The following is a 14,251-nucleotide window of genomic DNA, read 5'->3' as shown; positions in this document are numbered from 1 at the left end:
GCGCAGACGCACGCGATGTGAGGGCTTTCCCAGATTGCGGAAAATTCAGCGATTGAAAGTCGCACGCTTGAAGCGGACGCGCGGTAAGGCCGGACGGCTTACCGCCTTCGAAGCTGTCAAAATCCGGTTTTGCGCCGGAGGAAGCCGCCCGAGTTTCGGGTGATCTCTGCTGCAGCCGCAGAAACATGCGCGCTCAGCTGTTGAACGGCCTCGTTGGTCAACTGAGAGCTCGTATCCGTAACCGACACGGCAGCAACGCAATCACCGAGCTCGTCATGGATAGGCGCCGCAATGCAACGGCGTCCCATCATGCTTTCTTCGTCGTCGATGGCGATACCACCCGCTCGCACGGTATGAAGCTCCCGCGCCAGCATGGAAGGATCGCAGATCGTGCGATCGGTCAGGCGAGCCAGCGTCCCCAAGCTGAAACTTCCAGAAATCCGTGGATCCGACGAGCTCGCAAGGAGTACTTTTCCCATCGCGGTCGCATGCACGGGCAAACTGCTTCCCGGCGGCACAGCCGGCGTTATCTGCAGACGCTTTGCCTGCTTAACGAGCAAAATGCTGCCGCTCTCGAGCACGCCGAGGCTAACGGTCGCGCCGGTCTGCACAGCCAGGCATTCGATCCGAGAAACAGCGATCGACATGAAGTGTTTGCGGCGCAAAAAGCCCGCACCGATGGCGAAGCAGTTGCTGCCGATATCCCACAGATTCTCTTCGCGATCGAAGCGGACAAGTCTCTTCTGCTCGAGCGTTGTCAGAAGCCGGTGCGTCGTGGACGGAGGAAGGTTGGCTCTTGTCGATACGTCTTTAAGCCGACAGCCGCCTTCGGACAAAATTTCGAGAATGGCGATGGCTCGGTTCAGAGACTGAACGAGATCGCCGTCCACGCGCTTCGGCTTCGCCGGACGACGCGGTTCTCGCTGCGCTGGCACTTCATGTACGTCACGTCCCATCTCTTTGCCTACCAGGACATAATGCCGACGACGATTTCCCACCCCACCTATCATTCGTTTTTCTTCATTTTGAAAAGGATGTCGTGGAACTGCAATCATGTCAATTGGACAGCCGAGCGATCAAGTCGCACCAGCGAAATTTCCATGATGCAGAAACCCTTCCCACAATGGCTTTCCGCGGGTGCATGCCTCTCTCGTAGGCATCTGGATGCCTGCGTTGCCACTTTATTTGGCGACAAGCTGATCTCACTGGCAAAGGATTCAGAATGGCCGAAATCAAAATCTTCAGTCCTGCGACGCTCGGAAAGCCGCTTGGCCAATATTCGCAAATCACCCGTGTCAAGGCATCCGAGTTTATCTTCATCGCCGGTCAGGTTGGGGTCTCGCGCGACGGCGTTGCTGTTCCGCCCGAGGACTTCGATGGGCAGTGCGTACAGTTGTTCGCCAATCTTCACGCGGCGCTCAAAAGCTGTGGCGCCGACTGGAACAACGTCATTGAATTCACAACCTACATGATCGACGCCAATGAAATTCCGAAATTCATGGCCTATCGCCTTCGCGAATTTCCGAAATTCTTTGCCGATGGCGCTTATCCACCCAACACGCTTTTGATGATCGACAGATTGGTCCACCCCGAGTTTCGCATCGAGGTCTCGGCCGTCGCCGCATTGTGACGTGCGAACAATTTTCGATTCCATCAAAACGCCCAAAGGCATCCAAACGAAATGAAATTCGCAACGATCAAACACAACTCGAACGACGTCTCGGCTCTTATCGATGCGGAGCTGGGGATGTATTGGCCGCTCTCTGTGCTTTTCGAAGACCTTCCGCCTGAAGTGGCTGGGAATCTCGCCGCCGGGATAGCTTATCTGGCCGAAGCAAAACCCGCTCCGGATCCCAAGACGGGCCACCCCCTAAACCTCGAAGCCCTCGCGGCCCCGATCATGTCGCCGCCGCATAACATCCTGTGCGTTGGAAAAAATTATCGTGCGCACGCGAACGAATTTGCCAAGAGCGGCTTCGATTCAAGCAGCGGCCCGTCGGCGGACGCGATACCGGACGTTCCGATCGTCTTCACCAAACCCGCAACCACGATCAGCGGGCCGGCTGACAACATCCCCTTGATTGCGGGGCTGGACGAGGCCGTCGACTATGAATGCGAACTTGCGGTCGTCATCGGTAAAGGCGGCCGCGCAATTTCTCGCGAAGCCGCCATGTCGCATGTGTTTGGATACACGATCGTCAATGACGTCACCGCGCGCGATCTGCAACAGCGACACAAGCAGTGGTTCCTTGGGAAAGGCGTCGACGGCTTCTGTCCGATGGGCCCATGGATCGTGACGGCGGACGAGATCGACTATCAGGACATGCGCGTTATCTGTCGTGTGAACGACGAAGTTCGCCAAGACGCAAGCACCCGCGATCTGATCTTCGATATCCCGGTATTGATCGAAACGATCTCGAAGGTCATGACGCTTTCGCCCGGAGACATCATCGCGACGGGCACTCCTGAGGGCGTCGGTATCGGTTTCAAACCTCCGCGATTCCTGCAGGACGGTGATGTCGTTGAATGCGAAATCACGGGCATCGGCAAGATCAGGAATACAGTAAAACGCGCCGGTTGATACCGGCGCGTTCCGATCTTTCGTTTGCTTTCACTAGGCGGCCGCCGCCACTCAGCCCACTGGCAAGTGGCGCGCGCCGCGGTTCAAAGCTTCGTCGAACCATTGGGTCTTCGACATTGTACTCAGAACGTCTGATCTTAGCGATTCGATGCTCTTCGGCCAACGATTGAGAACGTAGCCGTAGAGATAAGACCACCACTGGACATGATTGGTCAGCGAGCGCTGTTGCTGCTCCCAGCCGACGAGAGCCGATGGCATATCGATCGCCCTGTCGGCCGCGAGAGCCAAAGCCATGACGTTCGTGAACGCCGTATTCGCCGCCTGACCGAGATTGGGCGGCATCGCATGGGCTGCGTCCCCGATAATGGCGACCTTTCCCTGCGACCAGCGCCGGCAACGGACGTTGACGAGCCGATCCCAACGGCTTGCTTCGGAGAAACGCTCAATGAGGTCCGAGGCGGCCGGAAATTTCTCGGCCCAAAGTGCGCGATCAACTGGAAGAACGCGCGCCCGCTCGTCGTTCACAGGTGCGCTCAGGAAGATATAGTTCTCGCCTTCGGTGCAAGGGTTATAGAGAAGCCGCCAAGGCCCGTTCCAATATTCGGTGATGACATCCGTCGGATCATCGGGGCGGTTGCCAATCATCATGCGGATCCCGGCTTCGACGCCGAAGTCCATCCATGCGGTGCCGAGAATCTGCTCTCTAAGCACCGAATACGCTCCATTCGCGATCAAAACGAGATCGGCATTTCGCTCGCCGGCTTCCGTCACCAGAACGCCTTCCGGCCGAACCTCCGTAACGATCGAAGAGGTGATGATCTCAACACCATTCGCCACGCAACGGTCGATGAGCGCCTGATAAAGGTCGGCCCGCGGAGGCAGAAGCATACGATCGTGATCGGGCGTCGGACGAGACATTAACGTACGGCCACGGGAATCGACGATACGCCATTCTTGGATGCGCCGAGCTCTGGCCACAGCTTGATCGTAAGCTCCCAGAATCGAAAGCGTCTTGAGACCGCTTTCCCATAGCCAGATTCCAGCGCCGAACATGCGAAGGTCTTTTGCACGCTCATGAAGCGTCACCTTCCAACCGAGCTGAGAGAATCGGGCGGCGGCGCACAAACCAGCAAGTCCTGCTCCGGCGATTTCAACGGTCTTGGCCATTCTCGGCTATCTCCATAGGATGCGGACTTTTGCAAAACGTCATCCGCTTGCACGCGAATAGTGACGTCAGCTAATTGAAGTTTCGCTGCGGCATACCGCGGCCGAGGTCGCCTGCGCACGGCCAATTCCGTGATCCGGAATGCGGCGTCGCCATTCTCTCCCGCTCTCCAAAGCATGACGATGATGTCAATCGAAGCGGCGACCTGTCCATCCGGTCTCAACAAAAAGCGTGCGAGAGTTTCTGCCGTTTAATTGAGCCGATTGCCCGTCTCACAGCGGAAATTTCAGGCAACACAACAGAGCAAGGAGAAGAATTCCACGATCCGATAAATCCCGCATCCAGCCCACATCAATCGCTATCTTTTGGATCGGCAGTTTCCGGCCGCTCCAGGCGCGCAGCGTTATTGCAAAGACGAGAAATAGGAGTCTCCGATGGCAAAAGTCGTAACGGCACTGAGTATGTCTCACGCCCCTGGCGTGCTCGGTTGGCCCGACGCCCCGAGCAAAGAAATGAAGGACAGCATCGCTTCAGCCCACGCAGAATGCGCGCGTCGCCTGAAGGAAGCGAAACCTGACGTCATCATCGCTTTTCTTGACGACCATTTCGAAAACCACTTCCGCAATCTGATGCCGACCTTCGCCGTCGGTATTTTTCAGACCCACAGTGGCCCCGCCGACTATATGATGGAAGCCCTGAAGTTTGATGAAAAGGTCGTCATCGACGGCCAGCCCGAGTTGGGCGAAGCCGTGCTGCGCGCTCTTATCAGCATGAATTTCGACGTCGCCCGCATGGGCGAGATCGAATACGGCAACAATTTGCTCGTGCCGCTCAAATTCCTTACGCCGAATTTCGACATTCCGGTTTTGCCCATCTACACTAATGTCTTCTCGCCGCCTTTGCCGTCGATGCGCCGCGCCTACGATTTCGGCGCCGCCGTCCGCAAGATCGTTGATGGGCTTCCGGCTGATCTGCGCGTTGCCTTCCTGGCCACCGGCGGACTTTCGCACTGGCCTCCGGTCTGGACCGAGGGCGCGCCGGAGGACGACGAATTCCTGATGCGCATGAAGCGCTATCAGACCGAAGGCAGACAGGTGGCGCTCGAAGATCCGAGCCTCTATTCCGATCTCGCACAGTATGAAATCGAGATGGCGTCGAAGATGCAGTGGCCGCTGCGTATTCAGCATCCCCTCGTCAATGCGCATTGGGATCGCGAGATCCTCGAAGCCTTCGCCAAGGGCGATGTCGATAAGCTTTGCACCATGACGTACGAGGATGTTGAGGAGGGCGGTGGTCACGGCGGCCATGAAATCCTCAATTGGATGGCGGTCATGGGCGCTATGGGCGGCGCGCCGGCACACGTCATCGGGTACGAGCCGGTCGTCGAGTGGATCTGCGGCATGGGTTACATCGCCTACGATCCATCTCTCGCCAAGGCAGCCTGAAAAATGATGTCAATTGTTCCGGTTCACGCATCGGGGACACAGCATCTGCCTTCGACCTGACAATGAGTTCGCGGTTTCCCCTGAGGCGCTCCACCCACATTTGGTCGCCGGGGAGATCGATCCGGGGAAAACCGAGGGCGCATCACGTTGCGTCCTCGGAGCACTCATCGCGGTGCGGTTTAGGGACCGTCACCCTCGAACGGAAGAGGTTAGTCGTCGGACGCAATCTCAAGCGCAGCCGGCGAAGTGAAATCCAGATTTTATCTTAGAAAAGGAGACGTGCTTTGACCGGCCTTGATCTGATCCCCAAACGCATGCGGATGATCTCCACGATCGCACTGGGACTGTCCGTTCTCGCTTCCGCTCCGTCGAAAGCCGACGAACCCGACAGACTCCGCGGGATCATCGAACCGGTTGTCGCAACGAAGCCGCTAAAAATCGGCGTCACTCTCGTCCATCTGCACGATGACTTCTGGAAGGGCATCGCATATGGCATCGTCGATGAAGCCAAACGCTCGAAAGTCCAGATTCTGCAGGTATCCGTCGCTGGTGCTTACGGCAACGTCAAAGAGCAGTTCGCTCAGATCGAAACCCTAAAATCACTTGGCGCCGACGTCGTCGTCGTCGGTGCCGCGGCGTTCGATGGCTATAACGCCATTCTGCGCAATCTGAAGTCGTCGGGCGTCAAGGTCGTCGCCGCCGGCATTCCAGTCAACAGCTCTGCCGTCGCATTCGGAGTCGGCCAGGACGATAAAGCGATTGGTGCCGCGCTCGAAGATGTCGTTTGTAAGAACAAAGGATCTGCCGACGCGTCGGTCATCGCCCTTCCCGGCCCCGCTGGCGCCGAGTGGGCGCATTTGCGCCACGCCGGTTTTCTGGAAGCAGCGAAAGACTGCGCAGGCTTGAAAGTCATCGACGGCGCCGTTGGCGGCGGTCTCGGCATCGAGCAGGGATTGTCTCAGACCTCGGATCTTCTGCTGAAAAATCCTGATGCTCAATACGTCTACACCCCCGAAATATCGCTCGGCATGGGAGCGGTACAGGCAGGAAAGCAGCTTAAGAAGCCGATTAAAGTCGTCTCGAGCTCGGTCGTTCGCGAAGCGATACCAATGCTGAAAGATGATCGCCTCCTCGCCATCTGCTCGGAAGCCGGAATCATCATGGGTCGTTTGATCGTCCAATACGCGATCCGCGAGAACGAGGGACTGCCGACGCCGAACCTTACGAAGAACGGAACGCCCTATCCGGCGTTGATGGTTCCCATAACGATGATTACGCACGCGAACGCCGATACCTATCCCTTCAATATGTACGAGCTCCCGCCGAAGGAATGGTCTGTCCAGGCCATGCAGTAAGACGGGGGGCGCCGATGCCAGGCACGTTACAAAACGACGGTGTTAAGCGCTCCGCCGGCGCAACCACCTCTCATCTACCGACGGTCGAATTTAGAAATGTCTCAAAACGGTTTGGCGCGACGAGCGCTCTCCGTGACGTATCATTGTCTTTTTTTCCGGGTGAGATTCATTGTTTGCTCGGCGAAAATGGGGCTGGAAAGTCGACGATCGGAAAGATCGTCGGCGGCCTCTACAATGCCGATGAGGGTTTTATTCTCATCGACGGCTCACCCATCAAATTCCGTTCTGTCGCGCACGCCCGCAAGAGCGGGATCGTGATCGTCTTTCAGGAGCTTTCGCTCGCTCCGGATCTGACCGTACGCGAAAATATATGCCTCGGCGACGAGCGTGGCTCACATCCTTTCGCTCTTCTACAAACCCGAAAGGAAGGCACCCGCTGCCGTCAACTGTTGGATGAACTCGGCCTGCACATCGACCTCGATACGCCGACAAGGTCGTTGCCGATCGCTATGCAACAGCTGATCGAGATTGCCAAAGCGCTGGCGTTGCAGCCTCGTATCCTGATCTTGGATGAGCCAACTGCAATGCTCGGAGCTGTCGAAAAGCGGGAGCTCTTCGAGATGTTGGAACGGGCAAAGGCCGCCGGTACCACCATCGTCTTCGTTACACATCACATTGAAGAGGTCATCGAGGCGGGAGACCGGGTCAGCATCATGAAGGACGGCGCTCTCATTGATTCATTCCTGATGGATGACGATGTAGATGGCGAATACGTGCTCCAGAAGCTCACCGGGAAGCCGGCGCCAGAATCGAACCTGCGCCGTTTGCGCGAGCGTGCCAAAGACAAACTTCTCGTCCTTCGTGACTTGCCCTCCAGCGAAGGAGGCCTGTCAGAAATTCAAATCGCACGCGGCGAGATCGTTGGTCTCTATGGCGTTGTCGGCTGCGGACGCGAAGCTCTCGTGCGCGCCCTCGTGGGGCTCGAACGGTCAGCCGGGCCGAAAATGTTTTTTGAGGGTCTTGAGTACGCGCCGTCTACGCCTGCGGCGGCCGCAAAGATTGGCATTGGATATTTGCCATCCGGCCGCGCCAGCAACGGATTGCTTTCGACGCGCGCGATACGAGAAAACCTGACGCTCACTCAGCTCAATCGCTTCAGCCGCTGTGGCATCATCTCGCTTAAAGCCGAGCGCGTAGCAGCCGAGCAGCAGCTTGAAGCGCTCGGCGTACGCTTTGGCAAACAGCAAGACGCCATTACGAGCTTGAGCGGCGGCAATCAGCAGAAGGTTCTACTCGGTAGATGCCTCAGCCACGCGAAGAAGCTTCTGGTCCTCGAAGATCCGACTGCTGGCATCGATATCGCCGCAAAGAACGACATCCACCGTCTGCTTCGCAAACGGGCGAGCGAGGGCGTTTCTGTGCTGCTCGCATCAAGCGATCTCGGCGAGACGCTGAGCCTTTGCGATGTGGTTTTTACGATGTTCGACGGCGTCGTCGTTCACGAATACGTCGCGCCGGCATTCTCGGATGAACCAGCCATCATTGCAGACGTGCTTGGAGAGATGAGGCCGATCGAAGGCACGCGCCATTCCGTTTAACTTGGATGAATTATGAAAACTGTGCAATCGAACGACGCTATGTCCGCTGCGCCTATGAAACGTATCTCGTGGCCATCGTCCATCAAGATGGGTGATCTGGTACTTCCAATCTTTATCGTTCTGCTCGCCCTTACCGCAGGCGCCATCGAGCCGCGCTTTTTTAGCTGGAGCAACTTCGAAAACCTGGCGCGTCAGATCGCACCGTTGGCAATCGCCTCCACCGGACAAGCCTTCGCAATTATCAGCGGCGGCCTCGATCTTTCCAATGCTGCGGTCATGTCGCTTGCTGGCGTGGCGGGTATCACGGCATTGCCACACGTTGGCATCGGCGGCTGTATCGCCGTTATGCTTCTGACCGGTGGTCTCGCAGGTCTCGCCAGCGGCTTCATCATCGCCTATTTCAGAACAACGCCGTTGATCGTTACGCTTGGCATGATGTCGATCGCACAGGCCATTGCTCTCATTCTTTCGAACGGCGTGCCAATCTACAATGTGCCCGATGCGCTAACAGACACAATCGGTTTCGGGCAAGTGTTCGGCATTCCCTCAACCATCCTTATTGCCAGTTCAACGATGATCGCGGGCTGGTTCCTGCTGCGCCGCACGATTTTCGGACGCTATGTCTACGCCATCGGTTCGAGCCGTTCCGCCACGGAGAAATCCGGCATCGACGTCCGCTTTTACACGATGCTCGTGTACCTCGTTGCCGGATTGACTTCGGGCATCGGCGCATTGGTCATGACAGCGTGGGTCGGAGCAGCGCAGCCCGTGGCGGCACCGACCCTGACGCTTCAATCCCTCGCCGCAGTCGTTCTTGGCGGCGTTGCTCTGACGGGTGGCAGCGGCAGCATGTTACAGGTGTTTTACGGCGTATTGATCCTCGGCATGCTGTCGAACGCCATGAACATGATCGGCATATCCGATTTCTATCAAACGCTCGCGGTCGGCGTCGTCATCATTCTCGCCGTCATTCTCGATCGCTTCCGGCGCAGTCACGAATAGAAGAGCGTCTGTCGGCACACGCATTCCTCAGTCAGCCCATTTCGATGGAGCACGGGAGCGAGCGTAGCGAAGCGGGACTACGATCCTGAGTGCCAGGGTTTGGCGCTTCCCGTGCTATTATGCTGCTATGATTTGGCTCAATCTCAGTTTGAGAGAGCTAGGCAACACAAGCTAACCTATTAATTTAGCTGGCACGCCGGACAGAATGAAAGTGCGAACACTTATATCATTGAAGTGGCCATCTAATTTCTGCTTCATCCCAATAGCGGTCATCGACGCCCCGTTGTCGGCGATGCGGAAGCCGTCGCCGACAATGTCCTTTTGCGGAGGTGTCGCGTCAGATGTCGATCTTCTCGGTTATCTCAATTGCGTCATCAATCTCGATGCCGAGGTGGCGCACAGTGCTCTCGATCTTCGAGTTTCCGAGCAAGAGCTGGACGGCTCGCAAGTTTCCGGTGTGCCGTTAGATCAGCACGGCCTTAGTGCGACGGAGCGAGTGCGTCTCAAACTTGGCCGGGCTGAACCCGATGCTCGGAACCCACTCCTGAACGAGCCGCGCATACTGCCTTGTTGTCAGCCCCATACCACCGCGACTGGCGAATAGGAACTGGCCGGCCTTGCACCTCCCTCAAGCGCAGTTACTCATCGCCTGCCGAGTTCTGGTCGACAAACTCCATGCGTGCCCTCCGCCCCGTCTTTTTTTCTGGCGGATAGTTGCCCGGTCCAATGAGTATCCCCTCGGAGCATCATCGACGCGAACGGCGATCAGCCCGTGGTGCGGTCGGTAGCCGAGCGTTCACTATCCGTCTCATTGTCCCAAAAAGCCCTAGCGGACTTCGATCCATTGGCGCATTATTCCCATAAATTGCAGGAATTATTCCTGAATTAAGTGGTTGATTTTCCTTAATCGGAGGAGAAGTGTGAAAGTAGCGGTTTCAATAGGCGCCGCTATCCTGATCGCCAGCTTATGTTGGGCAGTCAGCACTTCATTGCGTTCGGAGGAGGGGGACAACCGTGACGCCACGTCTGAAAATGTACCTCCTCCGCCGGTTCTAGCCGTCCCCCTCGCCAGGGCCAAAGAAGCTCAGAAGCTTGAAGGCATTGGAACCGTCCTCAACCCGGACGGACTCTTGCAACTCGACGCCGACATTCGATCAGCTACCGTCGCCGAGAACTTCAGTCGTGGGCAGCTCGAGCGGTTCAAAATGTCGACGATGCTTTCGAGACAAACGATCGAAAACGCGGTACGGCAAGAAGGCATTAACTCATCGATTTTGCGGCTCGCGGTTACGCGCCTTCAACAAACGTGGGGAGACAAGGCGCCTTTCTTGAGCGCGGAGTCTCGTCAAGCTTTAATGGCCAATATCGCCAACGGATCTCGGGCGATACTGCGTTTGGACTTCTCCGATACAGCGGACGGAATGCTTCACAACGTCCGCGTGATGCCATTGCGCGGCGGCCCCGAAACGAACGTCGATGAGATATGGGCCGCTCCGTCCGGGAATCTCGCGATGCCGGGCGTATCTTTCTTTGGACTTATAAATGCTGGCCCAGGCTTGCGGGCCGGAGATCGCGCTCGAGTCATCGCCGACAACCCCGACGGCCCCGTAGGCGTGATCATCCCAGGCGCGGCGATAGTCGTCTATGCGGGAAAGTCCTGGTGCTATGTGAAAATGGGGCCTGAAAAGTATGAGCGACGGGAAGTGTCTCTGGACGCGCCTGTCGAGGAAGGCTTCCTCGTCAAGAGCGGCTTCGAGGCCGGGACCCGCGTCGTGATCAAAGGTGCGTCGATACTGCTCGCGCGCGAAGCGACACCCGGCAGCCTCGACGATGATGACGATGGGGGTGGGGAGGCTCAAGTACCGGTGGACGCAGTCAAGAAGCCCGGCGCGCCATCTCCGGTCGCGCAAAACCATACGGCTCCGCGAGCAGATCCAGACTAGGCGCCGAGCATGAATGCCCTCATCCGGTGGTCGATCCGTTATCGGGGCTTCGTTGCACTGCTTTCGATCTTTTGGCTCGTCGCCGGGACATTTCTCGCGATGCGAGCGCCACTCGATGTTTTTCCCGAGTTCGTGCCTCCGCAAGTCACCATTCAAACTGAGGCGCCAGGCCTCGCCCCGGAGCAGGTCGAGCAAATCATAACCCGGCCCATAGAAACAGCGATCATCGGCGCACCGGGGATCGACTCGGTTCGATCGGAATCGATTTACGGGCTTTCCGTCGTATTGATCTCCTTCAAGGGAAACGTCGATGCCAGCGCCGCAAGAGATGGTATTTCGGAACGCCTTACAACGCTCAACGGAAAATTTCCTGCGGGATTTGGGCCAGCGAAACTCACGCCTCTGACGTCGAGTACGATGGATGTGCTCAAGCTCGGCATCGTGTCCGACCAAGTGGATCCGTACACACTTCGAGATATCGCCGATTGGACAATTAAACCTCGGCTCTTAGCTGTTCCCGGCATCGCTCGCGTAACTGTTTACGGCGGGGCGATCCGGCAGGTCCAGGTTCAGCCTGATCTCAAACGAATTGCCGCTCTTGGCCTTACCGTAAACGACGTCACGAACGCAGTCAGTGAGGCGATTGCACTTCGAGGCGGCGGCGTGGTCGAAACAACCGCGCAGCGAATTACCATCGAGACGCCATCTCCATCGCCCAGTCCGCAGACCATCGGCGAAGCGGTTGTCACGATGCAGAACAATCGACCCGTTCTCGTTGAAGACTTGGCGAAAGTGACGATTGGTCCGGCTCCGAAGATCGGTGACGCGACGATTATGGGGCAGGCCGGCGTGCTCATCACTGTTTCGGGGCAATTCGGCGCCAACACTCTTGAGGCGACGACTGCGACGGAGGCTGCCCTTGCTGAGTTGACGCCCGCCTTAGAACGGCGCGGTATAACATTGTATCCGGCGCTCCATAGACCCGCATCGTTCGTCGTCCGCGCTCTCAAAAATCTCGAAACCGCTCTGACCATCGGCTCCGCGCTGATCCTCGTCGTATTGTATGCTTTCCTTCGCAGCGTTCGCGCATCACTGATTTCATTCCTTGCGATACCGCTCTCCCTGCTGGCCGCGGTCGTCATCCTTAGCGAATTTGGTCAGTCGCTCAATACGATGACACTCGGCGGGTTCGCGCTGGCGCTCGGTGTGTTGGTCGATGACGCAATTATCGACATCGAGAATATTGCTCGACGTCTGCGGCTTGCAGGACCAAACGCTGATCGCCTGAAAGTCATCGAAGACGCGTCGATCGAAATTCGCGGGTCCATGCTTTATGGTACTCTCGCGGTCATATTCGCGTTTTTTCCGGTATTGTTTGCAGGCGGCGTGCAGGGTCGCTTCATCGGCCCAATGGCACTCACGTTCATTATCGCAGTCCTCGCATCGATGCTCGTCGCGCTGACCGTGACACCGGCGCTATGCGCGTTATTTCTGACGAATGCGGAAGACACTAAAGAATCCCCCCTTCTTACGGTTCTAAAAGCCGCGCAAATCAAAGTCCTCGATGTCGTGCGACGTGCGTGGGGATTTACCCTTCTTACCCTCGCGGTAAGCGTGATTGCCGCCATTGGCGTCATACCGTTCCTTTACAGCGAACTCATTCCACAATTCCGCGAAGGGCATTTCGTATTGCAAATGGCGATGGCCTCGCCGGGAACTTCGACAGACGACGTGGTGGCAGTCGGAGAACGCATCACTACGGCTCTGCTCAAACTTCCATTCGTCGAAACGGTGGCGCATCAGATTGGCCGTGCCGAGGCAGGCGAGGACACCTGGAGCGTCGATCGGAGCGAGTTTCACATCGAGTTGACGCCGGTCCATTCGGAAAGTGAAGAAGAAGCTCAAGACATCATTCGCGATACTCTTCGGGCGTTTCCGGAGGTGCGGACCGAAACACTCACGTTTCTTGGCGACCGGATTAGCGAGAGCCTCAGCGGCGAGACAGCGCAAGTTGTTATCAATGCGATGGGCACCGACCTGGACGCACTCGAAAAAGCAGGAGCCAATATCCAGGAGGCGGTCGCCGACATTCCGGGCGTTACAGATCTTAGAATGCCGAGAACGGCTTCGGTTCCCACTCTCTCTGTCAAGCTCGATCCGGTTGCTCTCGCCAACTACGGACTGACTGCTCGTGATGCGCTCGACACCATTCAGACTGCGTTCGCCGGAACGACTGTCGGGCAGACGTACGAAGGGTCCCGAACAATCGATGTCGTTGTCATTCTGTCTCCCGATGATCGCAATCGTATAGATGCGCTCTCGACGTTGATGATCGCCAACGTGCATACAAAGACTTTGTTGAAGAACGTTGCTTCGATTACGCTGACCGAAGGTCGCTCCAATATCCAGCACGATGGAGCACAGCGCCGCGTAGCGGTTACATTCAACGGCGCCAAAGGCTATTCGTTACGCAACCTTGTGAGCGAAGCCCGGGCGCGTGTTGAAAAGCTGGAGTTGCCCAAGGACGTCTTCATATCGTTCACCGGCCAAGCCGAAGCCGAGAGAGAAGGCCAGTTGAGGCTGGCGGGCCTGACGGCACTCAGTACTGCATTGATCGTCACGGTTTTATCGATTGCGTTTCGTAGGCGCCGCCTTGCCATTCTTGTCCTTATCAACTTGCCGTTCTGCCTCATTGGAAGCATCGCGGCGATCGTGGCAAGCAACATCGGCATGACGCTCGGAAGCCTTGTCGGATTGATCACGGTATTTGGAATCGGGGCGCGCAACTCAGTCATGATGCTTGCTCACGTCGAACATCTCGCGGACGACGAGGGCAAAGGATGGAGCGCCGAGACGATCCGATCGGCTGCTGCCGAGCGATTGGCGCCGGTGTTCATGACAGCTTTGATGGCAGCGTTGGGATTAGTTCCGCTTGCTTTAGGCCTTGGGCGCCCGGGACACGAAATCGAAGCCCCGATGGCAATCACGATACTTGGTGGTTTGGCGACTGCCACGTTCTTGAATCTCGGCGTGTTACCAGAAGCGCTGATCCGTCTCGGTCGGGTACTCAAGATTTCCGAATATCCGAAGAAGCGATCACCAGCACCTCCGAAGCAAGCGACCGCAGAGAAGATGCGCCCGCTCTAATGCCGTCGTGCCGTA

Annotated in this window: 10 protein-coding genes; 8 read left to right on the top strand and 2 right to left on the bottom strand. The window is 57.1% G+C overall.

Annotated elements, in window-relative coordinates:
* Positions 1 to 116: 116 nt before the first annotated feature.
* Positions 117 to 956, bottom strand: a complete 840-nt coding sequence (locus QM780_RS12100) for an IclR family transcriptional regulator (RefSeq protein ID WP_415070715.1) — start codon at positions 954 to 956, stop codon at positions 117 to 119.
* A 266-nt stretch (positions 957 to 1,222) separates the two neighbouring features.
* Here QM780_RS12100 and QM780_RS12095 point away from each other — a divergent pair, with 266 nt between their 5' ends.
* Together QM780_RS12095 and QM780_RS12090 are read left to right on the top strand one after the other, a co-directional pair.
* Positions 1,223 to 1,630, top strand: coding sequence for a Rid family hydrolase (locus tag QM780_RS12095; RefSeq protein ID WP_415070714.1), 408 nt, complete (start codon positions 1,223 to 1,225; stop codon positions 1,628 to 1,630).
* Positions 1,631 to 1,681: 51 nt separating this feature from the next.
* Positions 1,682 to 2,581 (top strand): fumarylacetoacetate hydrolase family protein, encoded by a 900-nt coding sequence (locus QM780_RS12090; protein ID WP_415070713.1) that lies wholly within the window; start codon positions 1,682 to 1,684, stop codon positions 2,579 to 2,581.
* 51 nt (positions 2,582 to 2,632) lie between these two features.
* Here QM780_RS12090 and QM780_RS12085 read toward each other — a convergent pair whose 3' ends face one another.
* Positions 2,633 to 3,748 (bottom strand): FAD-dependent oxidoreductase, encoded by a 1,116-nt coding sequence (locus QM780_RS12085; protein ID WP_415070712.1) that lies wholly within the window; start codon positions 3,746 to 3,748, stop codon positions 2,633 to 2,635.
* Between the two features lie 432 nt (positions 3,749 to 4,180).
* Between QM780_RS12085 and QM780_RS12080 the strand changes: the two genes are divergently transcribed.
* The 6 genes from QM780_RS12080 to QM780_RS12055 all read left to right on the top strand — a co-directional run bounded on the left by QM780_RS12080 (position 4,181) and on the right by QM780_RS12055 (position 14,236).
* On the top strand, positions 4,181 to 5,191 hold the full coding sequence (locus tag QM780_RS12080; RefSeq protein ID WP_415070711.1) for an extradiol dioxygenase: 1,011 nt from the start codon (positions 4,181 to 4,183) through the stop codon (positions 5,189 to 5,191).
* 284 nt (positions 5,192 to 5,475) lie between these two features.
* The gene (locus tag QM780_RS12075; RefSeq protein ID WP_415070710.1) at positions 5,476 to 6,546 is read left to right on the top strand and encodes a substrate-binding domain-containing protein; all 1,071 of its coding nucleotides are present in this window, start codon (positions 5,476 to 5,478) and stop codon (positions 6,544 to 6,546) included.
* Positions 6,522 to 8,144, top strand: a complete 1,623-nt coding sequence (locus tag QM780_RS12070) for a sugar ABC transporter ATP-binding protein (protein WP_415070709.1) — start codon at positions 6,522 to 6,524, stop codon at positions 8,142 to 8,144. Before QM780_RS12075 ends, QM780_RS12070 begins: the two co-directional genes overlap by 25 nt.
* A gap of 39 nt (positions 8,145 to 8,183) precedes the next feature.
* Positions 8,184 to 9,146: an ABC transporter permease gene (locus tag QM780_RS12065; RefSeq protein ID WP_415070708.1), complete on the top strand. Its 963-nt coding sequence runs from the start codon at positions 8,184 to 8,186 to the stop codon at positions 9,144 to 9,146.
* 920 nt (positions 9,147 to 10,066) lie between these two features.
* The gene (locus QM780_RS12060; protein WP_415070707.1) at positions 10,067 to 11,089 is read left to right on the top strand and encodes a hypothetical protein; all 1,023 of its coding nucleotides are present in this window, start codon (positions 10,067 to 10,069) and stop codon (positions 11,087 to 11,089) included.
* Positions 11,090 to 11,098: 9 nt separating this feature from the next.
* Complete coding sequence (locus QM780_RS12055) at positions 11,099 to 14,236, top strand: efflux RND transporter permease subunit (protein ID WP_415070706.1); 3,138 nt, start codon at positions 11,099 to 11,101, stop codon at positions 14,234 to 14,236.
* Positions 14,237 to 14,251: the final 15 nt, after the last annotated feature.

Source organism: Hyphomicrobium sp., assembly GCF_047600905.1.
Lineage (GTDB): Bacteria > Pseudomonadota > Alphaproteobacteria > Rhizobiales > Hyphomicrobiaceae > Hyphomicrobium_B.
Note: the sequence above shows the minus strand (reverse complement) of the source record. Positions and strands in the feature narration are given on the sequence as shown.